Below are 26,632 nucleotides of genomic sequence, written 5' to 3' on the forward strand. Positions count from 1 at the left end.
TAGACCGCTGCTTGCCGCGTCGCATGTGATTTTATCTCATGGACTTATTCCGTTTCGGCAAAGGCCGCCTCAATCGCCGACGACGCGGCCGCACCAGGCGGCAAAATCCGCCGCGACGGGCTGCCAGCCGATTTCGTTGAGCGTCTCGTGCCGCATGCCTTTGTAGATCGTCTGCTCGACATTGCTGAAACCTGCCTCGCGGAAACGCTCCGCCAGCCAGACGATCTCTTTGCCGTCATTGGTCGCCGCGTCCTGGTCGCCGCTGACGAGCAGAAGCGGCAGGTTTTTTGGCAGGCGCTCGATGAGTTTCGGTGCACGATAGGAGAGTTCGAAGACATCCTGCCACAGGGAAACGCTCGCCTCGAACTGGCAGAGCGGGTCTTCCACATAGGCGTCCACCGCCGCCCTGTCGTGGCTCAGCCAGTCGGCATGGGTGCGCCTTTCCGGCATTTTCGCATTCCACACGCGGAAGGTTGCCTTCGGCAGAATGGCGCTCGGCACATCCGAGCCTTTCAGCATTTTTTCCAGCCGCAGCAGAACCTGCGCGACACGGCCTATGAGGCCGGGATTGAGGTTGGAATTCCAGATGGACAGGCCGTCGAAGGCATCCGGATGGCTGACAGCGGTGTTGAGCGCCACGAGGCCGCCCATGGAATGGCCGAACAGGATTACCGGCAGGCCGGGATGCCTTTCGCCGACCATCCGGCGCATCGCCATGACATCGGCAACGACCTTTTCCGCACCGTCGTTCCAGCCAAAACGGCCGAGAGGTGCATCCGCCGCTCTCGTGCGGCCATGGCCGCGATGGTCGTGGGCATAGACTTCGAAACCCTGCTTCGACATCACATCCGCAAGCCGACGATAACGGCCCGCGTGGTCAACCAGCCCGTGGCAGATCATCAGCACGCCGCGCGCAGTGGCAAGAGCGGAGGGCTGGTGGCGAAAGGCGATGGATGCGCCGGAGGGGGCTTCCAGCCTCTCAATACGGCTGAAGGCCAAGTCGTCGGTCGTTTCATTCATGATCGCGCCTGTCCCTGCCATCACATCCCTTGTCATAATCATGGGGTCATAATCGTGCCAGAGGTTGCCCCAAGGTCCTATTTACCCTACATAGCGGCAAATTTCCCGATACGTACTCTTAAAAATCCGATGTGGAGCATTCGCTACAATGGCACGTCAATTCATCTATCACATGGCCGGACTGAACAAGGCCTATGGCGCGAAGAAGGTTCTGGAGAACGTTCATCTCTCCTTCTACCCCGACGCCAAGATCGGTATCCTCGGCCCGAACGGCGCCGGTAAGTCGACTGTTCTGAAAATCATGGCCGGTCTCGACAAGGAATATACCGGCGAGGCCTGGCTGGCTGAAGGCGCGACGCTCGGTTATCTCGAGCAGGAGCCGAAGCTCGACGAAAACAAGACCGTGATGGAAAACGTCATGGAAGGCGTGGCGAGCAAGACGGCCATCGTCGACCGCTACAACGAATTGATGATGAACTATTCCGACGAAACGGCGGATGAGGGCGCGAAGCTTCAGGACATCATCGACAGCCAGAATCTCTGGGACCTCGAAAACCAGGTCGAAATGGCCATGGACGCGCTGCGTTGCCCACCCGGCGACTCGGCCGTAACAGGTCTCTCAGGTGGTGAACGCCGCCGCGTGGCGCTTTGCCGCCTGCTGTTGTCACAGCCGGACCTGCTGCTGCTCGACGAACCGACCAACCACCTCGATGCGGAAACCATCGCCTGGCTTGAAAAGCACCTGCGCGACTATCCCGGCGCCGTGATGATGATTACCCACGACCGCTACTTCCTCGACAACGTCACGGGCTGGATTCTCGAGCTCGACCGTGGCCGCGGCATTCCTTACGAAGGCAACTATTCCGCTTACCTGCAGGCGAAAGCCAAGCGCATGCAGCAGGAAGCCCGTGAAGACGCCTCGCGCCAGAAGGCCATCAGCCGCGAAAGCGAGTGGATCGCCTCCAGCCCCAAGGCTCGCCAGACGAAATCCAAGGCACGTATCAAGGCCTATGACGAGCTGGTGGAAGCAGCGGAAAACCGCCGTCCCGGCGATGCGCAGATCGTCATTCCGGTTGCAGAGCGTCTCGGCCGCGTCGTCATCGAAGCCGACAACCTGACGAAGTCCTATGGCGACCGCGTGCTGATCGAAAATCTTTCCTTCAAGCTGCCGCCCGGCGGCATCGTCGGCGTCATCGGTCCGAACGGTGCGGGTAAGTCCACGCTGTTCAAGATGATCACCGGTCAGGAAAAGCCCGATAGCGGTTCGGTCACGGTTGGTGAGACGGTTCAGCTCGGTTATGTCGACCAGAGCCGCGATACGCTGGCGGGTGACAAGACCGTCTGGGAGGAAATCTCCGGCGGCAACGACATCATCAAGCTCGGCAAGTTCGAAGTGAACTCGCGCGCCTATTGCGGCGCCTTCAACTTCAAGGGCGGCGATCAGCAGCAGAAGGTCGGCAATCTCTCGGGCGGTCAGCGTAACCGCGTGCACCTCGCCAAGATGCTGAAGGCCGGCGGCAACGTTCTGCTACTCGACGAACCGACCAACGACCTTGATACGGAAACGCTGGCAGCACTCGAAGAAGCGCTGGAAGCCTTCGCCGGTTGCGCCGTTATCATCAGCCACGACCGCATGTTCCTCGACCGCCTGGCCACCCACATCCTCGCTTTCGAGGGTGACAGCCATGTGGAATGGTTCGAAGGCAACTTCGAAGACTACGAAAAGGACAAGGTCCGCCGCCTCGGCCCGGAAAGCATCAAGCCCGGCCGGGTGAGCTACAAGCGCCTGACGCGCTGATCCTTTTCCGGATCCCTTCAGAAAGGCCCGCCGCAAAGCGGGCCTTTTTCCGTGTAATAAGTGGACATGATCGCCTCACGGAACACTTTGCGCTTGCATCGAACGCCACATCGACATAAAGATATCTTTATATCTTGATTAGCTTGCGAGGCGCGGCAGAGTGGCGTTCGGTCTGGACAAATTGGTGGATCTTCTGAAGGCGGCGGGTGAGCCGACGCGCTTTCGCTTGCTGGCGCTTCTTTCGGCCGGCGATCTGACGGTCACCGACCTTACCGAAATTCTCGGCCAGTCGCAGCCGCGCATCTCCCGCCACCTCAAGCTTTTGACGGAAGAGGGGCTGATCGAGCGTTATCAGGAAGGCGCCTGGGCCTATTTTCGTTTGCGGCAGGATGGTGAGCCCGCCATTGTGGTCCGGCAGCTGCTTGGCGCCGCATCGCCCTCCGATGCCGTTCTCCAGCGTGACAGCGAGCGGCTTGCAACCGTCAAGCGGGTGCGGGCGGAGCGGGCGCAGGATTATTTCAGCCGCAATGCCTCCGCCTGGGACGAGCTGCGCCGCCTGCATGTCAGCGACGAGGCCGTGGAAGGCGCGCTCCTGAAGCTGGTGGGCACCACGCCGGTCGATTCGCTGCTCGACCTCGGCACCGGCACCGGCCGCATCCTACAGCTTCTGAGCGGTATCTATCGCCGCGCGATCGGCGTCGATGCCAGCCGTGACATGCTCTCGGTAGCGCGCGCCAATCTCGACAAGGCGGGCGTGGTCAATGCCTCGGTTCGCCATGGCGATATTCTGAATTTGCCGCTGGAAGGGCAGGATTTCGATCTGATCGTCATCCATCAGGTCCTGCATTTCCTCGACCAGCCGGAGATTGCGCTTTCCGAAGCCGCGCGCATGCTGCGCCCCGGCGGGCGGCTGATCGTTATCGATCTGGCGCCGCATTCCTTCGAATATCTGCGCGACGAGCATGCGCATGTGCGGCTGGGTTTCTCGCATCCGCTGATGGAAGAATGGCTGAAGAAGGCCGGGCTTTCTCTGGAGCGCGCCGTCGATCTTCATTCTGAAAAAGCGTCCGACGAAGCTCTGGACGTGACGATATGGGTTGCCCGTGACCAGCGGCTGCTGATGGCAGACGATGTGGTGCAAGAGGCCGTTTTACTTGCTGCCGGGAGGGCATGATATGTTGAGGTCGGAAACCGCGCGCCAAAATGGCGATATCCGGTTGTCTTTCGAGTTTTTCCCGCCCAAGAATCCCGAGATGGAAACCCAGCTCTGGGAAACGGTTGCCGAGCTGAAGAAATGGAACCCGGATTTCGTGTCCGTCACCTATGGCGCTGGCGGTTCCACCAAGGCGCCGACGCTGGATGCGGTGCGCCGCATGATCGGTGACAGTCATCTGGCGACCGCCGCGCATCTGACCTGCGTGGATGCCAGCCGTGAGGATGTGCATCAGGTCATCGAAGAGTTTCGCAATGCCGGCGTTCGTCATTTCGTGGCGCTGCGCGGCGATCCCTCCACTGGCATCGGCACGGCCTATAAGCCGCATCCGGAAGGGTATGAGAACGCTGCCGCTCTGGTGAAGGGGCTGCGTGAAATTGCCGATTTCGAGATTTCCGTGTCGGCCTATCCGGAAAAGCACCCGGAAAGCGCAAGCGAGGCGGTCGATATCGATATGCTGAAGCGCAAGGCTGATAATGGCGCGACGCGGGCCCTGACGCAGTTCTTCTTCGATAATGACGTGTTCGAGCGCTATATGGACCGGGTGACGGCTGCGGGCATCACCATTCCGGTGGTTCCGGGCATCATGCCGATCCAGAACCTCACCCAGCTCAAGCGTTTCGCCGGCCGTTGCGGCACCAGCATTCCCGGTTTTCTGGATGAGCGTTTCGAAGGTTATGACGACGATCTGGAAGGTCGCGCCCGCGTGGCCGCGGAGGTTGCCGCCGAGCAGATCGCCGATCTGCAGCGGCGTGGTATCAATGAGTTCCACCTCTACACCATGAACCGCGCGCCGCTGGTCGATGCAGTGCTTGAAAATCTCGGGCTGGAGCGTCTGCGCCGCAGCGCCGCCTGATTTTACCAGAGCGGATTACCGACATGAAAAAAGCGCAGGTCCCTCAGGGCCTGCGCTTTTTAAACTCGTGTCATCTACGGTTCTTATCTGCGTTTGGTCTTCACGTCTCGTCAGATGAAAAGCATCATCGCTACGAACAAAAACGCCAAACCGACTGCCAAGGCATTGAGAGATTTTGTAAGTCCCATGGGTGCCTCCTCTTGTTGACAGGTTCGATAATATGACCGTTTTGTGGCAGTTGAAAAGCGGTTTTTGTGATGCAGTGCAGCACGTCTCCAGGCGACATAAAAAAGAAATTTCTGTAATTATTTGAAAATAAAAGATTATTTTCTTATCACGCAGTGCTTCATATGTTTAAAAAAAGTAAATGACCGGGGTGTTATCCCCAGTCATCAGGTCGAGATTAACACTTTATGCCTTGATTCCGTCCGACAGATTAAGGGCCGGAAGGCGCCGTTAAGATTGCTTAAAGCGCCTGCAGAAGGGCGGTCGAAGGCCAGCCATCGGCGGGCAGTCCGAGACGCTGCTGCTCCTTCTGGATGGCGACGCGGGTGCCGGAACCGAGAATGCCATCCACCTTGCCGACATTGTGTCCGCGCGCTTCGAGCTTGGTCTGAAGCTCCTTCATGGTCGCATCATCGAAACCGGGCTCCGGGTTGCCCTTGTTGTAGACGGGAGAGCCCATGAGGCGGGTGGCGAAATAGGCGGCCGAGGTCGTGTAGATGAACGACTGGTTCCATTCCAGATAGATGTTGAAGTTCGGATAGGTGATGAAGGTCGGTCCCTTGCGTCCCTGCGGCATGATGAGGGCAGCGGGCAGGGTGGCGAAGTTTCTGTTGCCGTCGCGCGGGGTGACGCCCAGCGCGAACCAGTCACCCGCGGTCAGCGGGCCGCCGAGGCCGGATTTTTCCCAGGGCAGGTTTTCCGGCAGCGAGACTTCCTGAATCCAGGGTTCGCCCTTCTTGAAACCGAGATGCTGGATGAACTTCGCAGCCGTCAGGATCGCATCCGGGGCGCTGCTCTTGACGTTGATGTGGCCGTCGCCATCGCCGTCGACGCCAAAGGCGATGATGTCCTTGGGCAGCATCTGCACCTGGCCGATTTCACCGGCCCATGCGCCGGTATTGGCGGCGGGATCGAGATCGCCGTGCTGGACCATTTCGATCAGCGCCAGCAGCTGCGGGCGGAAGAGTTCCGGGCGGCGGCAATCATGCGAGAGGGTCACCAGCGCGTTGCGGGTGTTGAAATCGCCCTGAACGGCGCCGAAATCCGTCTCCATGGCCCAGAAGGCGGCGATGACGCCGGCCGGTACACCGAATTCGTTTTCGGCGCGGGCGAAGGTGGAGGAGAGTTCCTGAAGTTTCTTGCGGCCGATATCCAGACGGGCCTGGCTGACGGTGCGCTGGGAGAATTCCAGGAACGTCTGGCGGAAGACGCCCTGGGCGCGGTCACGCGAAAGCACCTTCGGGTCGATCTGCGCGCCGGCAAGCGCCTTCTGGATCGCATCGGCCGGAATGCCCTTGGCAAGCGCATCGGCTTTCACGCCTTCGAGAAATGCACCGAGATCGCCGCCGCAGGCAACCTGCTTGGGATCATCGGGCGCGGCCACTGGCGGTGTGGCGAGGGCGGAGCCGGTGGAAAGAAGCGACAAAGCGGCGGCAAAAACGATGCTGCGCGACCGGAACGTGGGCATGGGAATTTCCTCGATAGGTTGTTAGCCCGCTTTACCCATATGTTTGCGACAAAAAAACGGACCGAATGATCTGACGCTGCAGAACAACGCCGATTTTTCAAAAGTGTTGCTTCTTGGCCGTGTTATTTGGCGGAAGCAATCCATTTCCGCCAGTTTTTCTCCGTGCCGGCAAAGACATTGATGTCGGTCGGACCGTTCACGCCGGGCACGACGCCGGTTGCAGTATATTGCCAGAAGGCCCATTTGCGATCTTCGTAGATCTTGGCTGGATGGGCGGCGACGGAGCGGACCCAGAAATGGTAATCCTTGAACTGACCGACGAGGTTGTCGCGGTGGAAGTCCACCGAGGTATAGATGATCGGACGCTTGCCATAGTGGGCTTCGATGCGGTCGAGGAAACGCTGCATCTCGGCGCGAACGATGCCGGGCGCCGGGCGCGTCTTGCAGGTGGGCGAGGCCGGGTTCCATTCCACGTCGAGAACCGGGGGCAGGGTGACGGCTTCCTTCGGCACGTTGCGAATGAACCAGTCGGCCTGGGCGTCTGCTGTCGAACAGAAATAATAGAAGTGGTAGGGCGCGTGCAGAACATCTGCCGCCGCCGCGCTGCGCCAATGGTCGCCGAATTTCGGATCGATGCGATCCGATCCCTCCGTCGCCTTGATGAAGACGAAGGACACGCCTGATTTGCGCACGGTCGGCCAGTCGACATCGCCATTCCATTTGGAAACGTCGATGCCGTGCACCTCATGGCGGTGCGGGTTGTTCGTGCCGAAATCCTGCGGATCGGTATCGGAAAATTTCGGCCTGGAAACGGATGCGGTTTCCAGCAGGTCATAGCTGGTGGAGGTGCAGCCGCCGATCAACAGCAAAGCCGACAATAGTGCCGATAAACGCAGCCGCATTGAAACCCTGATGAAAGTGTTGCCCATCCCGCGGCCGCAAAACGGCGCGCCGTATCTCCCGATTTACGCATAACATGGTAAACAAGCGGTTATGGCAAGGGGCAAGGTGATTTTTTGCATCTCGCAAGCCGCTGGATTTGAAGCGATTTGCGATTTTTACTGCTGAAACCTCGCCGGGCGGAGCCTTCAAGGCTACGCCACAGGCGTGCAGACGGGTTTCGCAATCCTGCGGGAATCAGGCGTCGGCCAAGATGCGGTGGATTTTCGGCTGCTGCGCTTCGGCGACCGGAAGCGTGATGACAGCCCGCCAGGCATAACCCCGGGCGATTTCCTCGAATTCGAGATTACCGTCGAAACGGCCGGCCATATTGGCCAGAACATAGCGAAGATTGGCGCGGGGCGTGACGTGGAAACGGGTAAGCCAGGCTTGCAGAAGGGTGCGGAACCACTTCGGCAATTGTTCCTGCTGGCCGAAATCGACGATATGCAGCGAGCCACCGGGTTTCAGCGCCGTGAGCGCCTGTTCGATGGCCTTTTCCCAGTCCGGTATCATCGACAGCGCATAGGGGATCATGACGCGGTCGAAGCCGTCGGGCTGGCCGAATTCGGAGGAGCGAAAAGCGGAGGCATCGGCCACGCGCAGAATGGGGCGTTCCGCCTTGCCGGCGAAATTCTCGGCTGCGGTCAGCAGCATTTCGGCGGAGATGTCGAGGCCAAACAGTCTCGCCTGCGGAAACTTGCGGCTGGCCAGCAGCAGGTTGCGGCCGGTGCCGCAGCCGACTTCCAACAGCGTGCCGCCCTTCGGCACATCGAGGCCGGAAATGGTCCGGTCACGGCCGAGAAGGTAATATTTGCGGGTGATATCGTAGATATGCCGCTGGTGGCGATACATGCGGTCCATCAGGCTCGCATGCGCGCTGTCTGCAAGGCCTACATTCTCGCCGATGGTTTTCATGCCATAGCCCTCTGGTAGATATGGAAGCCGCCGTAGATGGCCGAGCGGTCCATGGCGTTGAGCTCATTGGAGCGCTCTTCGAGATAGACCCACTGGTTGCGGATATCGGGTGAAAGCCGGCCTTCGATGACGCTCTTTTCGGCCGCGGTGCGGAAGATGACGCGCGCGCCCGATGCGGCGGTGCGGCTGATCTGCGACCACAATTCGTTGAGCTGTGTGTCCGTCATCCAGTCCTGCGCATCGAGGAGGATATAGCGGTCGACGGCGCTTGCCGGCTTTCTGGAGAGAAGTTCGGTATAGGTGGCGTGGTGAACCGCGACGCGGGCGGTGTTGTTGCGGATCGTCTCGTAATATTCCGGCTTGAGATAGGCGGGCAGCGCGCCCTCATGCGGTTCGGGATAACGGCGCGCAAAGGCCTGCCAGGCGAAATAATTGTCGCTGAGCGGGAAGTTGCAGGCGAGCTTTTCCAGCCGCTCCTTGAGCACGGATGCAACCGTGCCATTGGCGGAAAGGCTGGCCAGCTCGTCATATTGGCGAGGCGGAATGCCGAGGCCGAACAGCGAGCTTTTGCGCTTCGTCAGCCAGCGCACGACCGGCTTGTCGAACAGCGGCGCCACCTTGCTGTCGAAAAACTGGCGCTGTTCGTCCAGCGTGCGGGTTTTGGCCATTTCGGTGAGCTTCACGCCGTGCAGCCGGGCCATGAGATGGCCGGCGCCGATGAAGCGGCCGAGCAGGCCGGTGCGATAGATATTCCTGTCGAAGACAGAGATGCGGCGGCGGCCGGAAAGGGTGCGCTTCGACCAGTAAGCCTTGGTCGTGGCGTCGAGATGCTCGGCGATGAAGCGGTCGTAACCGTGGCTGTTGCTGCGCGTATTGGCGCGGCCGAAGTGGCGCACCACGTCCTGATGGGCGGGCAGATGGCGGAAGGCGGCGAGCTTGAGCTTGTTCAGCGCGATGTGATGCGGGTTGAGGTCCACGACATCGATGCTGGCCGGATTGCGGGAGAGATAGGCCAGCATGTTGCAGCCGCCCGAGCCGATGGTGACGATGCGATGACCTTCGCCAAGCTCCATCGCTTCCATGTCGATTTCCGGGTCTTCCCATATCTGCGGATAGACGAGGCCGGAAAAGAGGACGCCGAAGAAGCGCTCGGACAGACCGCTTTTGGAGAGTGCCTTGTGCTGGAGCAATGCGGACTTCAGTTTCGTGTTCTTGCTGAAGCCGGTCTTGGGTGCCGCACTCGTCATATGTTCACCTCTCAGTCGATTGAGAGGCGTCTACAGCCGTGACACTACAATTTGATGACAGGGGCTGTGGGCAAAGGCGGGGAATAGGGGTGTCGGTGGAAAACCAGCCCGCGCCGCCCAATCAGGATGACGAAATGAAAACACCCGGCGGCTTAAGAAAAGCCGCGCGGTTGCATTCGCATAACGGAGCCGGAGGCCATCACTTGCGCAGAACGTGCAGCATGCCCTTGCGCTTGGCGTCGTAATAATAACCGCGCGCATAAAGCCGGACCGCGTTATCGCGGTCGTTGCCCGCCACAACCCATGCGCCGCGCAGATATTTGACGGCGTATTTGAGGTTGGTTTCGGCATCGAACAGGCCGGAGGCGGGGCCATCGAAGCCCATGGAGCGAGCCGTGGCGTGCCTGATCTGCATCAGGCCGAAATTGCCGCTGCTATAGGCGCCGGGATTATACATGCTTTCGCGCCGCACCACGCGGTGAACCAGATCTTCCGGCACATCATACATGGTGGCGTATTTGGTAATAAGGCCGCTCAGCTTTTCGCGTCCGGCCGGGGCCGAATTGAGCGGCGTCGTCATCGATTCGTTCTGGCGGATGGCGGCAAGCGCGGCGTTGGTCGGGCCGGCGGCATAGGCCAGAACCGTACTGTCCGGCTTCGGCAGCGGAATGACTTTGCGTTCGGCCGTCAGCTCGGTGCCGATGGAGGGCGAACCGGGCGGCGGCGGTGCGGGCGGGAAGCTGCCCTTGACGGCAACCACCTGCGGCAGATCGGCAGCGGCATTGTGGGCAGCCGGCTTGGCCGCCACGTCAGCCGTTTCGATGGCTGCGGCCGCCGGAGTGGCGCTTGTCGGTGCGAGTGCCGTGGCTGTGGTCGGCGCAGATGCCGTCACACCAGCTTGGGCGACTTCGTTCTGCTGCGGTTGCATCTGGGCGGCGATGGCTGCGGCTGCAGCAATTTCAGAAGCCGGCGGCAGCGCCACGCGTCCGCCCTTAACGGCGACGGCGGTGGGAAGTGCTGCAGGCTGGGAAGAGGTTGCGGTTTCGGCGGTCTGCACCGTTGCTGCTGCTGCCGGGGTCGCGCCCGCTGCTGCTTCGGCCGTTGCCGGCTGCGCCGATGTTTGCGCAGGAGTGGTCGCGGGATTGACTGTTGCGATCTTCGGGCCGTTCGGCCCTTCCTTTGCGGTATATTCGACGCTGGTGCATGCGCTCAATGCCAGTGCCAGACCCACGGTGGAAGACAGAAGAAGTACACTTCTTCCGCGGAATTTTCCCGAATTTCGCATGTTGCCGCCTTCGTTATGCCTGTCTTTCGATACCCCCGCGTCGAGCGAAGCAGGCAGTGTCCCGTCGAGCCTTCATTAACCTATTGTAAGGATAGCGGCAAGCCGGGACGTTTCTCCCCGGCTTTCGGGCGATTTTTCAGGCCGCGATGCGCCTGTATCCGGCGCTGACGGCGCGGCCGGAAATGAAGTGGGTGCGGTATTTCGGCCGGATTTTTTTATCGCCTGACATGCGGCGCACCATCGCCAGAGTAGGCCCGGCAAACAGCGCCTGCGCGGTCAGAATCACCAGCGCCAGAAGCAGGATGGCGGCCTGCGCCATGGCAAGCGTTTCAATTGCATTGCCGGAGGTGGACACGAATTGCGGCAGCAACGCCAGAAAGAAAGCGAAGTAGCGCGGGCGCAGGGCGGCAATGGCGTAACAATCGCGGAAAATACCGCTCCAGGATTTGCCCGGCAGGTTGTCATTATCGGCATTGGCGGCCTGGGCGGCAGGCGTGGCGAAGGTCCACAGGAGGAACAGCATCAGCCAGCCGATGCCGGCCCATTGCACGATTTCCACGAAGGATTGCGGCAGCCAGGCGAGACCGGCCACCGGAATGGCGGAAATCGTCATGGCCGTGACAATGCCGAGCGCGCCGCCGATGACGGAGGCGAAGACCGTCTTTTTGCCGCGAATGGCGGCATAGGAGGCGACAGAGAATACAAGGGGAGAGGGGAGTGCGAACACAACGGCACATGCTGCACAAAAAATCAGCCAGGCCTGTCCAGACATTCTCTTCCTCCTTGCCCTCCCTGTCGCCGTATTATTTTAGCCTATCGTAAAATCAGGCCGCTGTGAACGGCTGACCGACGTGTTCCATCACTTCGGTAAACCATTTTGCAGAGAGGTCGAAATGCTTTCCGCCCTTGATACGCGGAAACTCGATGGTCCGCAATTTGCCATTCTGGTCTTCGTCATGGCCGGTGACGCCGGAGACCTTGTTGAGCGCGCTTTCGACGGCGAGATCGACCATGCCCTGAATGAGGCGCAGGTCGTCGCCATTGGCGGCGGCGGAGCGGGCGAAATAGCCTGATTTCTGCACCATGGAGCGTTCCGCACCGATGAGGCTGGCGAACTGCTTCTGGAACCAGCCGCCGACATTGATGGTGTCGATCTTCACATGGCCGAAAGCGTCGCGCTTGACAGCCTCGCCGGAGGCTTCGCGTTCGGCGACGATGGAATCGAGGCCCGCACCTTCGGAAACGAACAGCGTGACATAACCGTTCCTGTCCATGATTTCCTTCAGGCGCTCGGCTTCCGCCTCGATGTCGAAGGCCATTTCCGGCAGGTAGATGCCGTCGATGTTCTTCATCTGCGTGTTCATCATCAGGCCTTCGACATAGTCATTGCCGCTGGTCTTCTGGATATAGGCGCGGGCGGTGGCGGCCGTCAGCCAGCGCAATGGCGGCCCATGACTTCGTGGATGACGAAGGTTTTCGGTGCTGCGCTCTGCTCGTTGCTGACATTGTCGAAAAAGGACGCGCCGACTTCGGCGGCCGTCCAGGCGCCGAGCGATTGCTTGATCGGCACAACGTCGTTATCCACCGTCTTCGGCAGGCCGACAACGGTGAGATTGTAGCCGTTGGCGCCGAGATAGGCGGCAAGGTCCGCAGCCGTCGTGTTGGTGTCGTCGCCGCCGATGGTGTGGAGAATGGTGATGCCGTCAGCCGCCAGCCGGTCAGCCGCGACGCGAAGCGGATTGTCGCCTTCCTTGACCAGACCGCGCTTGGCGCAATCGGCGGCATTGGTGAGCTTGACGCGGCTGTTGCCGATCGGCGAGCCGCCGTAACGGTGCAGCAGATGCGCCTTTTCCCGCATATCCTTGGTGATTTCGATACGGTCACCCAGAAGCACGCCCTGATAACCGGAGCGATAGGCCACGATGTCGATATCAGGCGCAATGTCGCTATAACGCTCGATCAGGCCGCCCACGGCCGAAGAGAGACAGGGCGCAAGGCCACCCGCGGTCAGCATTGCGACTTTCTGTTTGGCCATCATGGCTCTCCTTTTCACATATACCCAAAGACATGTCTGGCAAATGGATGCGACAGCCGCGTGTAGGTGTAAAGTGAATTTATGAAGAAAAACGCCGATTTCTCGCGGTTTTTCAGCGGCTTGAGCAAAGTGGCGGAATATAATCGTTTCAATCGGCATAGCCGGTGGCCGGCTCCCCGTCGTCTGTGGAAAACCATGGCCCCATCGTCTGCGGCTCTCTTGTTCCTGAAGCAAAACTGTCGCAAAGATGAATAAAAGTTAATGCCGCCGGTCGGCTGGACATATTGCATTCGCGGCAATATCCCGTCATGCTTGTCGCATGATGTTCGATTTCGCCTGTCTGCAAATTTCATCCCTGTGGGAACGTCTGCTCGGCGCAATCGGCGACGCGGCAGGCGGTGCGCTCGGGCGCGTTGTGGAAGCCATCCGCACCCTTTTCGAGGGCGATCCGGAAACGCGCCGCAAGGTTTCCTTTTCCGTGGCCATCATCGCGCTCTCCGCCAAGATGGCGAAGGCCGACGGTGTCGTCAACGATGCCGAGGTGCGCGCCTTCCGGCAAATCTTCGATTTTCCGGAAGAAGAAGCCAAGAACGTCGCCCGTCTTTATAATCTCGCCCGTCAGGACGTTGCCGGTTACGAGGCCTATGCGGAGCGGCTTGCCGGTCTGTGCGGTTCCGGACATGCCAATTGCGAGATGCTGGAAAGCGTCATCGACGGCCTGTTCCACATCGCCAAGGCCGATGGGCTGATCCATGAGCGGGAACTGGCCTTCCTCGGCCGGATCGCGGAAATCTTCCGTATCACCGAAGATCACTTCGAAACGATCATGGCGCGGCATGTCCATATGGACGGGCGCGACCCCTATCGCGTGCTCGGCGTTTCGCCTTCCGACGATTTTTCCGATATTCGCCGGCGTTACCGTTCGCTGGTTGCCGAACACCATCCTGACAAGCTCATTGCACGCGGCGTTCCCATGGAATTGCATGCGGCCGCGAATGAGCGTATGGCGGCTCTCAACGCCGCCTATGCGGCCATCGAGAAAGAACGCCGCGTCGCATGAGTGAATGTCTGCCGGATTTTACCCCGGATTTCGGGGGCGCAGCCGTTGCGCCTTCGCCTAACCATGGCGAAAGGCTGGGTGTGGCCGGCCCCGATATTATCCTGCTGCACTATACCGGCATGACGACGGCCGACGGCGCGCTGTCGTGGCTCTGCAATCCGAAAAGTCAGGTTTCCAGCCATTATTTCGTCTTCGAAGACGGGCGCGTCATTCAGATGGTTCCTGAAACCCGCCGTGCCTGGCACGCGGGCAAAAGCATCTGGGCGGGGGATGAGGACATCAATTCCCGCTCCATCGGCATCGAGATCGCCAATCAGGGCCATCCCGGCGGCCTGCCGGAATTTCCGAAGAAACAGGTGCAAGCCGTCATCGAATTGTGTCGCGATTGCGGCCAGCGCTGGTCTATCGCCCCGGAAAGGGTGCTGGCGCACTCGGATGTCGCGCCGATCCGCAAGGTCGATCCGGGTGAAAAATTCCCGTGGGACATCCTGTCGCAGCACGGTGTCGGCCATTGGGTGGAGCCTGCGCCGATCCGTGGCGGCCGCTTTTTCCAGCGCGGCGATCATGGCCAGCCGGTCGAAGCGCTGCAGTCGATGCTGTCCATCTATGGTTATGGCGTTGAAATTACAGGCGCTTATTGCGAGAAAACCGAAGGCGCCGTGGCTGCCTTCCAGCGGCATTTCCGTCCCGCTCTGGTGGATGGCATCGCGGATTTCTCCACCATCGACACGTTGCATCGGCTTATCTCCAGCCTGCCGAGATTTTCGGCCGCCTGAACGCGAATTCTGGAAAATCGTTCCCGATTTTCTTGCCGTTCAAGTCGCTTTTTTTACCGTGCCACAGTTAATCCGCATTGAGGAAGTTTAAGAACGTCACTGCATGCGGTGTCGTTCTTCAGGGGAACCTGCCGTCAATATCAATCAAGGAGACCGGACAGCGGAAGGTCGTGATCGACTTTCCGGGCGCAGATTATTTGTGTCGCTTCATTGTTTCTGTCATCCGATCTGGAGACTTTTTCTACATATGAACAGGGTTGTTGTTGCTGTCGTGGCGGGCGTTGTTATGCTCGCTTCGCAGGCGGGGATTGCTTTTGCCAAAGACGAGGACGTCAAGACCAAAACCGTGACGCTGGAGACCTTCTTCCGCAAGCCCGGTTATCCCATTCCCGAAAAGAGCCTGCCATCCTCGCTCAGGAACGACTATTCCGATCTGATCGTCAAATATGCCAAGCGTTACGGCGTTCCCACCAATCTGGCGCATGCCGTGGTTTCGGTGGAAAGCAAGTTCAATCCGAAAGCCCGCGGCAGCGCAGGCGAGGTCGGGCTGATGCAGATCAAGCCGGCGACGGCGCGGATGATGGGCTATCGCGGCACGACCAAGGCGCTCTACGATCCCGAGACCAATATTCGCTGGGGCATGCAATATCTGGCGACGGCGCATCAGCTTGGCGGCGGCCAGGTGTGTAGCACGATCCTGCGTTACAATGCAGGCCATGGCGCCACCCGGATGAACCCGGTGTCTAAGCGTTATTGCGGCAAGGTGCAGGCGCTGCTGGCCGGCTGAGGCCGCCATCGATCGTCTGCGGAATTGCGAAAAGCGATTCCGGTTCGGCCCGGCATGCTGTAGTCAGAAGCAAATCTGATACGGAGCATGGCATGCCGGATTTCAAATATATCGTCGTCGGGGCCGGAATGATGGGAGCGGCTGCGGCGCGGCATCTCTCAGTGCAAACGGATGGCGTGGCGCTGATCGGCCCGGACGAACCCGCCGATCGCAAGACCCATCAGGGTGTGTTTTCGAGCCATTACGACGAAGCGCGTATTACCCGCGGTTTTGATAGCGATCCGGTCTGGGCGGAACTCGCGCAGCGCTCCATCCGCCGTTATGCGGAGATCGAGGCCAAAAGCGGCATCCGCTTTTTTACGGAAGCGGGCTGCCTGTTCACCGGAAACGGCAAGGGGCTTGCGGGGGACTATGTCTCGCGCGCGCTTGCCTCGGCCGACCGTCTCGGTCTCGGTGTAGAGACACTCGGCACTGATGCGCTGGCTGGCCGGTTTCCGATGTTCTCCCTGCCGGCCGACCATAGCGGTTATTTCGAGGCGCAATATGCCGGCCACGTCAATCCGCGCGCCTTGGTGAAGGCGCAATGCACGATTGCCGTCGCACAGGGCGCGCGGCTTGTGCGCCAGACGGCGGCGCATATTCGCGATACTTCCCATGGCGTCGAGGTTTCCACTCGAGAAGGGGCGGTTCATACGGCTGAAAAACTCATCGTAGCGGCCGGGGGGTTCACCAACATGGCCGAGCTTCTGCCTTCTCCGGTCGATATGGCGGCCACGGGCCGCACCATCGTCTTTTTCGAGCTGGATGAGGCGCGGCAGGCGCTGTTCGGTGCGATGCCTTCCACCATCGTACTGGCGGAGACCGAGGACGACATCGTCTATATCCTGCCGCCGGTGCGTTATCCCGATGGCAAGGTCTATCTGAAGATCGGCGGCGAGAGCGAAAAGGGCAGGCTTGAAACGCTCACTGACGCGGTTGACTGGTTCCATTCGGACGGCACGCCGGGTGAGGTGGAGTTTCTGAAAAAGCGGGCGCTCTCCTTGATGCCGGAGCTTGCCGGCTGCCCGGTCACTTCAGGCTCCTGTGTCGCCTCCATCACCCGCAGCAGCTATCCCTATATTGGCTATACGCAATCCTCCAATATCGCGGTTCTGACCGGCGGTAATTTCGTCTCCGCCAAATCTTCGGACGAAATCGGCCGGCTGGGCGCGATGCTGCTTTTGAACGGTCAGTTGACCGAGGATGAATTCGCCGCCGAAATGTCGCCGGTTTTCGTCTGACATTCAGGGGCGAAGCAGCTACAAGGTTGCGATGGAAGTGAGCGGGTGAAGAGGGCGGCATGTCGGGACATTTCAAATACATCGTCGTGGGTCGCGGCATGATGGGGGCAGCTGCCGCCCGCCATCTGGCCGAAACGGTGGATGGCGTCGCGCTGATCGGCCCCGGCGAACCGGCCGACATCAAATCGCATCGGGGCGTCTTCGCCAGTCACTATGACGAGGCGCGGATTACCCGCACCATCGATGGTGATGCCGACTGGGCGCTGCTCGCCAACCGCTCGATAGCGCGTTACGCCGATATTGCCGCCAGAAGCGGCGTTGAATTTTATGCGCCGGTCGGCTGCCTGATGGTGGGGCCCGAACGGGGCGGCGATAATCCTTTTGTCGACGATGTCCGCAAGGCGGCGGCTCGGCTCGGCGTGTCCACGGAACTGCTGGACGGGGAAAACCTCGAAAGCCGCTTTCCCTATTTCTCCTTCGAGCCGGGTTGCGAGGGGGTATTCGAGAGAAACAATGCCGGATACGTCAATCCGCGTGGGCTGGTGAAGGCGCAGGCTGTTCTCGCTGAAAAGGCGGGTGTCACGCTCATTGACGATATCGTCGTCTCGGCGCGGGAAGAGGGTGGCCGGGCATCGGTTCATACGGCCTCGGGTGAGGTTTATACCGCAGATCGGGTGCTGGTGGCGGCCGGCGGCTTCTCGATCACGAAAGATCTGCTGCCGCAGCCGGTGGCCCTCGATGTCTATGCACGCACCGTCGCGTTCTTCGAGGTAGATGAGGGCGATCTGGATCAATATGCGGACATGCCGTCGCTGATCTATGAGCCGCGCGACACGACGAAACATATCTATCTTCTGCCGCCGGTGCGCTATCCGGATGGCAAATTCTATCTGAAGATCGGTGGCGATCCCGACGACAAGAGGCTCGGCAGCGACCCGGAAATCCGGGAATGGTTCCGCTCCGGCGGACGCGAAAGCGTGCGTGATCATCTCTCTGAGATCGTCGGATCGCTGGTGCCTTCCATCGATCTCTCGCGTGTCTCGATGGCCGCCTGCGTCGTCTCCAAAACGCAAAGCGGTTATCCGGCCATCGGCTTCACCGCCTCGCCGAAGATTGCGGTTCTGACCGGCGGCAACGGTACGGCCGCCAAGAGTTCCGATGAGATCGGACGGCTCGGCGCTCTGCTGCTGCGAGACGGAAAAATCGCCGACGGCGCCTTTTCGACGGATTTCAAGCCGGCATTTCTTTGATCCTTACCTGCGCTTTTCGGTGGCTTTCGCCTCGGAACATGGTTATGCAGCCCATGCCAGTTGGCCGGGCAGCCGCGCTTTACCAATGTCGAAAGACGGTAAGGTGAGGAAAGTCCGGGCTCCACGGAAATACGGTGCCGGATAACGTCCGGCGGGGGCGACCCCAGGGAAAGTGCCACAGAGAGCAAACCGCCATGCATCGCATGGTAAGGGTGAAAGGGTGGGGTAAGAGCCCACCGCGCTTCTGGTAACAGCGGCGGCAAGGTAAACCCCACCGGGAGCAAGACCGAATAGGGATGACATGGGGCGGGCGAAAGCCCGTTCACAGCCGGTTTCCAGGCCCGTCATCCGGGTGGGTTGCGCGAGGCGGCATGCAAATGCCGTCCCAGATGAATGGCTGCCACGTTCCGGGTCAAACCGGGGCCATACAGAACCCGGCTTACAGGCCAACTGGCGAATTTTCCTCGATCTTGCGGCGGCTCGTACATGCCGCTTGCCCCATGGATAATCAGGAATGTGTATGATTAAATCATACCGTGTGATACAAGGGTGAATGAAAGGCGAAAACCATGCGCACCACCCAAGCTTTCAGCATCACACTTCCCCTGGAAATGGCGGAAATGGTCAAGGCAAAGGTCGCTTCCGGCGAATATGCGACGGAGAGCGAGGTTATCCGTGATGGCCTTCGCACCCTGGCAGCCCGCGATGCGGCCGTGGAGCGGTGGTTGCAGGAAGAGGTGACATCCGCATACGATGCTCACAAAGCAGATCCGGGCAGGGCCAAGCCTCTCAGTGAAGGTTTGGCTGAGGTCAGGGCGCGTATTGCCAAGGGTGAGGGGCGCACGTAGCTCCCACCTCTCGGAAGCCCTTTATCTATTTATATTTATGCAATTCGTAATGCCAAGTTGCCGCATGTTTTTGCTGGAAACGCTTTTAAATGAAGTATTACGTTGTGCGCCTGTCACCCGAAGCGCAGACCGATCTGGTGCATATCCATCGAAATATCGCCGGCAAATCAGGGTCGTCCGCTGTCGCAGATCGGTACATTGATCGCATCGGCATATTTCTTTCAACTTTGAATGTCTTTCCCGAACGGGGCTCGGTGCGTAACGAACTGCGTGTGGGACTCCGCATAATCGGTTTTGAACGCAGCGCCAGTGTCGCTTTTGTGGTGGAGCAGGACGATGTGGTTGTTCTGCGTCTTCTGGCTAAAGGCCAGGAGTTTGATGAGGAAGCACTGCGCCCCGAGAATGCGGATATAGAGCGCAGCGATGGAAACCATCGTGACTGAGCTTCTCATCGATTCCATTATTTTCTGACGTTGACGACCTGACCCATCTGCCCGTGAAGCCGGATAATGTGGCCATTTCCTTGTTTTTACAAAGAAAAACAGCGCATTCACCGCGTCTTCCCGTGCCGTGAAAGCGTATCGCCGCGCGCCCCGGTAAACCATTCGTTAAACTTAACGGCTTATGAATTTCCGATGCGAAGTCGGTATCGTGCCGGCTTCTCCCATTGACGCCCATAGTGTCCCATGATATCCCAAATGCACACCACATTGGGTCGTGTTTTTGACCCGCAATCGCTGAAACGAGTGAGGAGCCTACGAGGGGCTGCTGCAGGGCACGTCGCCCTGGCGCTTGGCGATGTGTCGTGCGTACCGGTGTCGTCTGCAAAGTGGATGGTTCGCTTTGCGGAATGCGGTTTTGGCGAGTTGAGTAATGGACCGCTTTTTATCGAACGTGACGAACAGGATCGACGCCAAGGGGCGCGTTTCGGTTCCGTCTCCGTTTCGTTCGGTGCTGGTCAGGCGCGGCATTCAGGAGCTTTATTGTCTTCAGGATTTCGCCTTTCCGGCCATCAGTGTCGGCGGTCCGGATTTGCTGGAGCGCTACGAGCGGCAGATTGCGTCGATGGATGCCTTCTCGCCCGAGGCGAACGCGATGTCGCTGCTGGTTCACGGCGGCGGCGTTTTCATGAAGCTCGACCAGGAAGGTCGATTGATGGTGACGGATTTCGTGCGGGAATTCACCGGCATATCCACCGAGGTCACCTTCGTCGGACGGGCGGATCATTTTCAGCTTTGGCAACCGAATGCGTTTTTGGCGGCGCAGGCGGAAGCAAGAGCGGGGCGCGGTTTTTCGGCTGCTCGCCCCGCCTAGGACGGGGACACGGAATGGCGGCGAATTCTGGCGGACGATCTTCTGATGCCGATGGCGGACCTCAGCGTCACATACCGGTCCTGCTTCGCGAAGTCATTGCCGCGCTGGAGCCATCATCCGGCAAGATCATTCTCGACGGCACGTTCGGCGCCGGCGGCTACACCCAGGCCATTCTCGATCAGGGCGCTGATGTCATCGCGCTCGACCGCGATCCGACCGCGATCGCCGGCGGTCAGGCGATGGTTGCCGCCAATGGCGGCCGTTTGAGCCTCATCCAGTCGCAATTCTCCGATCTCGCGAAGCATGCCCCGCAAGGCGGGCTCGATGGCGTCGTTCTGGATATCGGCGTTTCCTCCATGCAGATCGACGAGGCCGAGCGCGGTTTTTCCTTCCAGAAAAACGGCCCCCTCGATATGCGCATGTCGGGTTCCGGCGTTTCGGCGGCCGATGTCGTCAACCGTGCGAAGGTCAGCGATCTGATCCGCATCTTCGGTTTTCTCGGTGAAGAAAAGCAGCCGGGCCGCATCGCCCGCGCCATCGAGAAGAAGAGGGCGGAAGAGCCGTTCCGCACCACCCGCGATCTGGCGGGCCTCATCGAAATCGTCACGCCGCGTAAGGCCAAAGACAAGATTCATCCCGCAACGCGGGTGTTTCAGGCGCTGCGCGTTTTCGTCAATGACGAGCTGGGCGAGCTGGCGCAGGCGCTTTTTGCCGCCGAGCAGGTTTTGAAACCCGGCGGCCGGCTGGTCGTCGTCACGTTCCATTCACTGGAAGACCGTATCGTCAAGAAATTCTTCTCCGACCGTTCGGGCAAGGCCGCCGGTTCCCGGCACCTGCCGATGGTGGAGGACAAGCCCGCCATTTTCGATAATATCGGCAAGCCGATGATCGCCGCCAGCGATGAGGAGGCGGAACTCAATCCGCGTGCCCGATCCGCGAAACTGCGGGCCGGTCTGCGCACGACCGCACCGGCGCGCGCGGCGGATTATTCGATCTTCGAGCTTCCCGATCTCGCCAGCCTTGAAAAGATGGGAGGCTGATATGCTGCGCACTTTCGATGTCATCTTGATGGGTGTGATGGTCGCTGCGGCCGTCGTGACCTATTCGATCAAGCACAAGGCCGATCTGAAGCTTGAGGAGGTCCGCAAGCTGGAGGCCGAGATCAAGCTTGAGAAGGATACGATCGATCTTTTGAGGGCCGACTGGGCGCTCTTGACGCAGCCGAACCGTCTGCACCGGCTCGTGAATGCCTATCAGGACGAGCTTGGCCTTTCGCCGACGCTGCCGACGCAATTGGCGCAGCCGCGCGAACTGCCCATGCTGCGCTCGCAACTGCCGCAGCCGCCCGAGCCGGAAGGCATGAGCGTCGAGGATGTCATTGCCGCCGCCGTCAACGGTTCCAAGCCGGGTGCGACGCTTGGTGCGGCCACCAAAAAGAAATCACCGCCGGCGGGCCAGATTGCCGTCAACGGCACTCCGGTTCCGACACCCCGGGCGCGTGTTTCCCGTCCCACAGCGGCTCCGGCCGTCTCCGCCGTCGCGGGCGATGAAACCGACGACATGGATGACACGATAACAGGATCGGTGAACCGCTGATGTCTTTTCTCTCCCGCGTCATGGTTTTGAAGAGCAAGGCTCATTTTTCCGCCAGCACCACCGGCGTCTACACCGATCATGCGGCCTTTGAAGGCGCGCGCAAGAAGCGCGCCGCCCAGGCGAAAAGCCGTGTCGGCCTGATCATTTTCGGTTTCGTGGCCTTTTACGCCGTCGTTGGCGGGCGTCTCGTGCAATATGGCATGGCGGAGCAGGAAACGGTGTCGAGCATCGCACCCGCCGACCGCTTGATGGCGTCGCGTCCCGATCTTCTCGACCGCAATGGCGAGGTGCTGGCCACCGATATTCGCACCGTTTCGCTGTTTGCCGAACCGCACCGCATCGTCGATATCGATGAGGCTATCGAGAAGCTGCGGACGGTTCTGCCGGATCTCGACCAGCGCAGCACCTATCAGAAGCTTTCCTCCAATTCGCGCTTCCAGTGGTTGCGCCGCCAGTTGACGCCGAAGCAGCAGAGCCAGATTCTGGCGCTCGGCATTCCAGGCGTCGGCTTCCGCCCGGAAAAGCGCCGCTTTTATCCCGGCGGGCCGACCGCCGCGCATGTCGTCGGTCACGTCAATATCGACAATCGCGGCGTTGCCGGCATGGAACGTTACGTCGACAGCCAGGGCCTTGCCGATCTGACGGCGCTCGGCATGACCAGCGACCAGCCGCTGGAGCCGGTGAAGCTTTCCATCGATCTGCGCGTGCAGTCCATTGTCCGCGAAGTCGTGACCTCGGCCATCACCAAGTTCCAGGCGATCGGCGCCGGCGCGGTGGTTCTGGACGTGCATACCGGCGAAGTCCTCGCCATGGCCTCCGTGCCGGATTACGATCCGAACAACCCGGCGGAAGGCGCCAAGGAAGGCTGGCTCAACCGCATGTCGAACGGCACGTTCGAAATGGGGTCCACATTCAAGTCCTTCACGATTGCCATGGGTCTCGATTCGGGCCGCGTTCGTCTCGGCGATACCTTCGATGCGCGTTATCCGATCCGCATCGGCGGTTTCACCATCAAGGACTTCCACGGCAAGGGCCGGATGCTTTCGGTGCCGGAAATCTTCCAGTATTCCTCCAACATCGGTACGGCCAAGATTGCCGACACGGTGGGAACGGAAGGCCACAAGGAATTCCTCACCCGGCTTGGCCTTTTGACCCGCATGCAGACCGAATTGCCGGAAGTGGCGCTGCCGTCGCAGCCGCGCGAATGGAAGAAGATCAACTCGATTACCATTTCCTTCGGCCACGGTGTTTCCACGACACCGCTGCAGACGGCGGTTGCCGGCGCTGCACTCGTCAATGGCGGCAAACTGATCGAACCGACTTTCCTGCCGCGCACCCGCGAACAGGCCGATCAGGTGGCCAAGCAGGTTCTGAAACCGGGCGCCAGCAAGGACATGCGTTTCCTGTTCGAGTGGAACGGTGTCAACGGTTCGGGCCGCAACGCGCGCGTCGATGGTTTCAACGTCGGCGGCAAGACCGGCACGGCCGACAAGGTCGTCAACGGCCGCTACGTGCACGACAAGAACTTCAACGCCTTCCTCTCGGCCTTTCCAATGGACGATCCGCAATATGTCGTGCTGTCCTTCATCGACGAGCCGAAGACGGACAAGGGCAATGGCGCGGCACTCGCCGGCACATCCGCAGCGCCGATGGTGCGCGATATCATCACCCGCACGGCGGCCGTGCTGGGCGTGAAGCCGAAGTTCGGCAAGGATGGCTCGGCCTTGCTCGTGTCTTATTGATTGTTAGCTTATGATGTTCCGGCGATTCGCGCCGGGGGGACAAGACGGACACAGTCGATGAATTTGCGAGATATATCCGGAAATGCGTTTCCGGAATTGAAAGAATTGCTCCTGTCTGAGATCGGGGCGATCGAAATCGGGGGGATCACCGCAGACAGCCGCAAGGCTGCGCCCGGCAGCCTGTTCGTGGCGGTTGCGGGCACCAGGGCGGATGGCGCGGCCTATGTGAAGGACGCGGTTGCCAAGGGTGCGGTCGCCGTCGTTTCCGGACACGCGCTGGATGCCGATGTGCCGGTGCTTTCGGTCACCGATCCACGCCTCTATCTCTCCCTTGCCGCTTCCCGTTTTTATGGAAAACAGCCGGAAACCATGGTCGCCGTCACCGGCACCGCGGGAAAGACGTCCGTTGCTTCCTTCGTGCGGCAAATCTGGGCTTTCGCCGGCCATGCCGCCGCACAGATCGGCACGACAGGTGTGATTGCACCCGGCCGCGAGGATTACGGCGCGCTCACCACGCCCGATCCGGTAACGCTGCATGCGCTTCTGGCCGAACTTGCGGCCGAAGGTGTGACGCATGCGGCGATGGAGGCGTCCAGCCATGGTCTCGACCAGCGCCGTCTCGATGGAGTGAGGCTGGCAGCCGCCGGTTTCACCAATCTCGGCCGCGACCACATGGATTATCATCCGACCGTCGAGGATTATATGGCCGCGAAGATGCGGCTCTTCGATACGCTGATGGAAAAGGGCGCTCCCGCCGTGATCTTCGCCGACGATCCATGGTCGCAACAGGCGATCCGCGCGGCGCGCGAAGCCGGTCTCGATGTGCGCACGGTCGGTCGCAAGGGCGAATATCTGGCCCTGAAGCGTGTCGAGCACTTCCGTCACAAGCAGATGATCGAAGTGCATCATGACGGTGAGATTTATGAAGTCGACATCCCATTGGCGGGTGATTTTCAGGTTGCGAACGCTCTCGTCGCAGCCGGTCTTGCCATGTCCACCGGCGTTCCCGCAGCAACCGCGCTGAAGGCGCTTGAAAAGCTGATCGGCGCCGCCGGCCGTCTGGAACTCGTAGGCCAGACGAAGAACGGTGCGCTTGCCTATGTGGATTACGCCCACAAGCCGGATGCGCTGGAAAATGTGCTCACCTCGGTCCGGCCCTTCACCTCGGGCCGCATCATCACCGTCTTCGGCTGCGGCGGCGACCGCGACAAGGGCAAGCGCCCGATCATGGGCGATGTTGCGACGCGGCTTTCCGACATCGTCATCGTCACCGACGACAACCCGCGTTCGGAAGATGCTGCAACGATCCGTTCCGAAGTCATGGCGGCAGCGCCCGGCGCATTGGAAATCGGCGACAGGGCGGACGCTATCCGCCATGCGGTGTCGCTGCTTTCGCATGGAGATACGCTGATCGTCGCGGGCAAGGGGCATGAAGAGGGGCAGATCGTCGGTTCGGTAACGCTGCCGTTTTCCGATCATGAACAGGTGCGCGCTGCACTGGCAGGGCTGGAAGGATCCAAGATTTGAGCTGGTTATGGACAGTCGCCGACATGATCGCCATCACGGCAGGACGCCCCGTGGGCAACCTGCCGACCGGAATCACCGGCATTTCCATCGACAGCCGGACGGTCAAGCCGGGCGAAGCGTTCTTCGCCATCAAGGGCGACCGGGTGGACGGTCATGATTACACCAGCTTCGCCGTTGCGAACGGGGCGGGACTTCTGGTCGTTGCCGAGGCCAAGCTGCCGGCGCTCGGCCGCCTGACCGTGCCGATGATCGTGGTGGAAGACGTGCTTGCCGCACTTGGCAAGCTCGCCGTCGCGGCGCGTGAAAGAACGTCGGCGCGCATCATTGCGGTGACCGGTTCGGTCGGCAAGACCACGACCAAGGAAATGCTGCGGCAGGCGCTCGCCCCTTCAGGCCGGGTGCATGCGGCGGTGGCTTCCTTCAACAACCATTGGGGCGTGCCGCTGACGCTGGCGCGCATGCCGGCGGACACGGAATTCGGCGTGTTCGAAATCGGCATGAACCATTCCGGCGAAATCCGGCCGCTGGTGAAACTGGTGCGCCCGCATGTGGCGATCATCACGACCATAGCGCCGGCCCATCTCGGCAATTTCAAAAACATCGAGGAGATCGCCGCCGCCAAGGCGGAGATTTTCGAGGGTCTGGAGGAGGGCGGTTCCGTCATTCTCAACCGCGATAACGCCCAGTTCGAACAGCTTGAAGAAGCGGCCCAGGAACAGGGCATCGAACATATCCTCACCTTCGGGCAGCATGCCAAGGCGGATTTCCGCCTCGCGGATTTCGAGAGCACGACGACGGGCTCGACAATCTGGGCGATCCTGAACGGCGAAACCAGCGAATTGCACATCAATATTCCCGGCCGGCACATTGCCGATAACGCCATGGCCGTGCTGGGCGCCGTTGCCGTCACCGGCGCCAATCTCGACCGCGCCTTCGAGGCGCTGGGAACGCTCGAGGCGGTAAAGGGGCGCGGCCAGCGCCATCAGCTGGCAATCAACGGCGGGACCTTCCTGCTGATCGATGAAAGCTACAATGCCAATCCTGCTTCCATGCGCGCGGCGATTGCCGTGCTGGCGGAAACGGAAACGCAGGGTCACGGTCGGCGCGTCGCCGTTCTCGGCGACATGCTGGAGATGGGCGAGTTTTCCGCGCAATTGCATGAAGAGTTGGCGGGCCCACTGCTCGCGGCCGGTATCGAACATGTCTGGCTGGCGGGTGAGGCGATGGCGGCGCTGCGCGATGCGCTGCCCGACAGCGTCACCGTCATCTGGTTCCCGACGACGGCGGAACTGACCGATTTCGCCCTGCAGTGGGTGCAACCGGGAGACGCGCTGATGGTAAAATCGTCACTTGGGCTCGGTTTCGGCAAGATTGTCGCCGCACTGCTTGACAAGTATCCGGCATTCCCCGAGACGGAACGCCAAGTCTGAAATAGCCTTTTGAAAGGG

The 26,632-nt window shown here is 60.4% G+C and carries 23 protein-coding genes, 1 other RNA gene and 1 pseudogene; 17 read left to right on the forward strand and 8 right to left on the reverse strand.

Annotation, left to right across the window (positions count from 1 at the left end; all coding sequences use genetic code 11):
* Positions 1–69: 69 nt before the first annotated feature.
* A complete protein-coding gene (locus L901_RS11170; protein WP_059756757.1) occupies positions 70–1,020 on the reverse strand; it encodes an alpha/beta hydrolase in 951 nt (316 codons plus the stop codon).
* 148 nt (positions 1,021–1,168) lie between these two features.
* Here L901_RS11170 and ettA point away from each other — a divergent pair, with 148 nt between their 5' ends.
* From ettA to metF, 3 genes are all read left to right on the forward strand, one after another.
* Complete coding sequence (ettA, locus tag L901_RS11175) at positions 1,169–2,818, forward strand: energy-dependent translational throttle protein EttA (protein WP_003522791.1); 1,650 nt, start codon at positions 1,169–1,171, stop codon at positions 2,816–2,818.
* Between the two features lie 160 nt (positions 2,819–2,978).
* Positions 2,979–3,992 (forward strand): metalloregulator ArsR/SmtB family transcription factor, encoded by a 1,014-nt coding sequence (locus L901_RS11180; RefSeq protein ID WP_059756617.1) that lies wholly within the window; start codon positions 2,979–2,981, stop codon positions 3,990–3,992.
* Between the two features lies 1 nt (position 3,993).
* On the forward strand, positions 3,994–4,887 hold the full coding sequence (metF, locus tag L901_RS11185; RefSeq protein ID WP_059756620.1) for a methylenetetrahydrofolate reductase [NAD(P)H]: 894 nt from the start codon (positions 3,994–3,996) through the stop codon (positions 4,885–4,887).
* A 466-nt stretch (positions 4,888–5,353) separates the two neighbouring features.
* On the opposite strand, the gene L901_RS11190 is transcribed toward metF, so the two are convergent.
* The 7 genes and pseudogenes from L901_RS11190 to L901_RS11220 form a co-directional block, all read right to left on the reverse strand.
* Positions 5,354–6,580, reverse strand: coding sequence for a lytic murein transglycosylase (locus tag L901_RS11190; RefSeq protein WP_003522178.1), 1,227 nt, complete (start codon positions 6,578–6,580; stop codon positions 5,354–5,356).
* Between the two features lie 122 nt (positions 6,581–6,702).
* Entirely contained in the window at positions 6,703–7,482 is a 780-nt protein-coding gene (locus L901_RS11195; RefSeq protein WP_035239183.1) for a GH25 family lysozyme, read from the reverse strand.
* A 235-nt stretch (positions 7,483–7,717) separates the two neighbouring features.
* The gene (locus tag L901_RS11200) at positions 7,718–8,437 is read right to left on the reverse strand and encodes a class I SAM-dependent methyltransferase (protein ID WP_059756622.1); all 720 of its coding nucleotides are present in this window, start codon (positions 8,435–8,437) and stop codon (positions 7,718–7,720) included.
* Complete coding sequence (locus tag L901_RS11205; protein ID WP_059756626.1) at positions 8,434–9,684, reverse strand: DUF3419 family protein; 1,251 nt, start codon at positions 9,682–9,684, stop codon at positions 8,434–8,436. Before L901_RS11205 ends, L901_RS11200 begins: the two co-directional genes overlap by 4 nt.
* 199 nt (positions 9,685–9,883) lie before the next feature.
* Positions 9,884–10,969, reverse strand: a complete 1,086-nt coding sequence (locus tag L901_RS11210) for a lytic transglycosylase domain-containing protein (protein ID WP_059756629.1) — start codon at positions 10,967–10,969, stop codon at positions 9,884–9,886.
* A 136-nt stretch (positions 10,970–11,105) separates the two neighbouring features.
* Positions 11,106–11,741, reverse strand: a complete 636-nt coding sequence (locus tag L901_RS11215; RefSeq protein WP_003522183.1) for a LysE family translocator — start codon at positions 11,739–11,741, stop codon at positions 11,106–11,108.
* 52 nt (positions 11,742–11,793) lie between these two features.
* Positions 11,794–13,004, reverse strand: a pseudogene (locus L901_RS11220) (pyrophosphate--fructose-6-phosphate 1-phosphotransferase).
* Between the two features lie 319 nt (positions 13,005–13,323).
* Between L901_RS11220 and L901_RS11225 the strand changes: the two are divergent.
* The 14 genes from L901_RS11225 (at position 13,324) to L901_RS11290 (ending at position 26,614) form a co-directional block, all read left to right on the forward strand.
* Positions 13,324–14,064 (forward strand): DnaJ family molecular chaperone, encoded by a 741-nt coding sequence (locus L901_RS11225; RefSeq protein WP_003522185.1) that lies wholly within the window; start codon positions 13,324–13,326, stop codon positions 14,062–14,064.
* Positions 14,061–14,840, forward strand: a complete 780-nt coding sequence (locus L901_RS11230) for an N-acetylmuramoyl-L-alanine amidase (RefSeq protein WP_059756632.1) — start codon at positions 14,061–14,063, stop codon at positions 14,838–14,840. The genes L901_RS11225 and L901_RS11230 overlap by 4 nt, the downstream gene beginning before the upstream one ends.
* Before the next feature lie 247 nt (positions 14,841–15,087).
* On the forward strand, positions 15,088–15,627 hold the full coding sequence (locus L901_RS11235; RefSeq protein WP_003522187.1) for a lytic transglycosylase domain-containing protein: 540 nt from the start codon (positions 15,088–15,090) through the stop codon (positions 15,625–15,627).
* Between the two features lie 92 nt (positions 15,628–15,719).
* Positions 15,720–16,907, forward strand: coding sequence for an FAD-dependent oxidoreductase (locus L901_RS11240; RefSeq protein ID WP_059756635.1), 1,188 nt, complete (start codon positions 15,720–15,722; stop codon positions 16,905–16,907).
* A 59-nt stretch (positions 16,908–16,966) separates the two neighbouring features.
* Positions 16,967–18,157, forward strand: coding sequence for an FAD-binding oxidoreductase (locus tag L901_RS11245; RefSeq protein WP_059756639.1), 1,191 nt, complete (start codon positions 16,967–16,969; stop codon positions 18,155–18,157).
* A 56-nt stretch (positions 18,158–18,213) separates the two neighbouring features.
* An RNA gene (rnpB, locus tag L901_RS11250) (RNase P RNA component class A) lies at positions 18,214–18,615 on the forward strand.
* 111 nt (positions 18,616–18,726) lie between these two features.
* Positions 18,727–19,005: a type II toxin-antitoxin system ParD family antitoxin gene (locus L901_RS11255; RefSeq protein ID WP_059756642.1), complete on the forward strand. Its 279-nt coding sequence runs from the start codon at positions 18,727–18,729 to the stop codon at positions 19,003–19,005.
* An 89-nt stretch (positions 19,006–19,094) separates the two neighbouring features.
* Positions 19,095–19,448, forward strand: a complete 354-nt coding sequence (locus tag L901_RS26245; RefSeq protein WP_082710594.1) for a type II toxin-antitoxin system RelE/ParE family toxin — start codon at positions 19,095–19,097, stop codon at positions 19,446–19,448.
* 430 nt (positions 19,449–19,878) lie between these two features.
* Complete coding sequence (gene mraZ / locus L901_RS11265; RefSeq protein ID WP_003522190.1) at positions 19,879–20,319, forward strand: division/cell wall cluster transcriptional repressor MraZ; 441 nt, start codon at positions 19,879–19,881, stop codon at positions 20,317–20,319.
* A 14-nt stretch (positions 20,320–20,333) separates the two neighbouring features.
* The gene (gene rsmH, locus L901_RS11270) at positions 20,334–21,359 is read left to right on the forward strand and encodes a 16S rRNA (cytosine(1402)-N(4))-methyltransferase RsmH (RefSeq protein WP_003522191.1); all 1,026 of its coding nucleotides are present in this window, start codon (positions 20,334–20,336) and stop codon (positions 21,357–21,359) included.
* 1 nt (position 21,360) lies between these two features.
* A complete protein-coding gene (locus tag L901_RS11275; protein WP_020811527.1) occupies positions 21,361–21,915 on the forward strand; it encodes a hypothetical protein in 555 nt (184 codons plus the stop codon).
* Entirely contained in the window at positions 21,915–23,657 is a 1,743-nt protein-coding gene (locus L901_RS11280) for a penicillin-binding protein 2 (protein WP_003522193.1), read from the forward strand. The genes L901_RS11275 and L901_RS11280 overlap by 1 nt, the downstream gene beginning before the upstream one ends.
* A gap of 57 nt (positions 23,658–23,714) precedes the next feature.
* Positions 23,715–25,184: a UDP-N-acetylmuramoyl-L-alanyl-D-glutamate--2,6-diaminopimelate ligase gene (locus L901_RS11285; protein ID WP_059756648.1), complete on the forward strand. Its 1,470-nt coding sequence runs from the start codon at positions 23,715–23,717 to the stop codon at positions 25,182–25,184.
* Entirely contained in the window at positions 25,181–26,614 is a 1,434-nt protein-coding gene (locus L901_RS11290; protein WP_059756651.1) for a UDP-N-acetylmuramoylalanyl-D-glutamyl-2,6-diaminopimelate--D-alanyl-D-alanine ligase, read from the forward strand. The genes L901_RS11285 and L901_RS11290 overlap by 4 nt, the downstream gene beginning before the upstream one ends.
* The last annotated feature ends 18 nt before the right edge of the window (positions 26,615–26,632 follow it).

Source organism: Agrobacterium sp. D14 (assembly GCF_001526505.1).
In the GTDB taxonomy this organism is placed as follows: Bacteria; Pseudomonadota; Alphaproteobacteria; order Rhizobiales; family Rhizobiaceae; genus Agrobacterium; species Agrobacterium leguminum.

Excerpts from the sequence above, each read along its gene's own strand:
- L901_RS11285 (WP_059756648.1), top strand. The coding sequence starts at position 23,715 with ATGAATTTGCGAGATATATCCGGAAATGCGTTTCCGGAATTGAAAGAA.
- L901_RS11205 (WP_059756626.1), bottom strand. The coding sequence starts at position 9,684 with ATGACGAGTGCGGCACCCAAGACCGGCTTCAGCAAGAACACGAAACTG.
- L901_RS11235 (WP_003522187.1), top strand. The coding sequence starts at position 15,088 with ATGAACAGGGTTGTTGTTGCTGTCGTGGCGGGCGTTGTTATGCTCGCT.
- L901_RS11215 (WP_003522183.1), bottom strand. The coding sequence starts at position 11,741 with ATGTCTGGACAGGCCTGGCTGATTTTTTGTGCAGCATGTGCCGTTGTG.
- L901_RS11210 (WP_059756629.1), bottom strand. The coding sequence starts at position 10,969 with ATGCGAAATTCGGGAAAATTCCGCGGAAGAAGTGTACTTCTTCTGTCT.
- ettA (WP_003522791.1), top strand. The coding sequence starts at position 1,169 with ATGGCACGTCAATTCATCTATCACATGGCCGGACTGAACAAGGCCTAT.
- L901_RS11255 (WP_059756642.1), top strand. The coding sequence starts at position 18,727 with ATGCGCACCACCCAAGCTTTCAGCATCACACTTCCCCTGGAAATGGCG.
- L901_RS11170 (WP_059756757.1), bottom strand. The coding sequence starts at position 1,020 with ATGAATGAAACGACCGACGACTTGGCCTTCAGCCGTATTGAGAGGCTG.
- L901_RS11225 (WP_003522185.1), top strand. The coding sequence starts at position 13,324 with ATGATGTTCGATTTCGCCTGTCTGCAAATTTCATCCCTGTGGGAACGT.
- L901_RS11190 (WP_003522178.1), bottom strand. The coding sequence starts at position 6,580 with ATGCCCACGTTCCGGTCGCGCAGCATCGTTTTTGCCGCCGCTTTGTCG.
- L901_RS26245 (WP_082710594.1), top strand. The coding sequence starts at position 19,095 with ATGAAGTATTACGTTGTGCGCCTGTCACCCGAAGCGCAGACCGATCTG.
- L901_RS11280 (WP_003522193.1), top strand. The coding sequence starts at position 21,915 with ATGTCTTTTCTCTCCCGCGTCATGGTTTTGAAGAGCAAGGCTCATTTT.
- L901_RS11200 (WP_059756622.1), bottom strand. The coding sequence starts at position 8,437 with ATGAAAACCATCGGCGAGAATGTAGGCCTTGCAGACAGCGCGCATGCG.
- L901_RS11245 (WP_059756639.1), top strand. The coding sequence starts at position 16,967 with ATGTCGGGACATTTCAAATACATCGTCGTGGGTCGCGGCATGATGGGG.
- L901_RS11240 (WP_059756635.1), top strand. The coding sequence starts at position 15,720 with ATGCCGGATTTCAAATATATCGTCGTCGGGGCCGGAATGATGGGAGCG.
- L901_RS11275 (WP_020811527.1), top strand. The coding sequence starts at position 21,361 with ATGCTGCGCACTTTCGATGTCATCTTGATGGGTGTGATGGTCGCTGCG.
- L901_RS11230 (WP_059756632.1), top strand. The coding sequence starts at position 14,061 with ATGAGTGAATGTCTGCCGGATTTTACCCCGGATTTCGGGGGCGCAGCC.
- metF (WP_059756620.1), top strand. The coding sequence starts at position 3,994 with ATGTTGAGGTCGGAAACCGCGCGCCAAAATGGCGATATCCGGTTGTCT.
- L901_RS11195 (WP_035239183.1), bottom strand. The coding sequence starts at position 7,482 with ATGCGGCTGCGTTTATCGGCACTATTGTCGGCTTTGCTGTTGATCGGC.
- mraZ (WP_003522190.1), top strand. The coding sequence starts at position 19,879 with ATGGACCGCTTTTTATCGAACGTGACGAACAGGATCGACGCCAAGGGG.
- rsmH (WP_003522191.1), top strand. The coding sequence starts at position 20,334 with ATGGCGGCGAATTCTGGCGGACGATCTTCTGATGCCGATGGCGGACCT.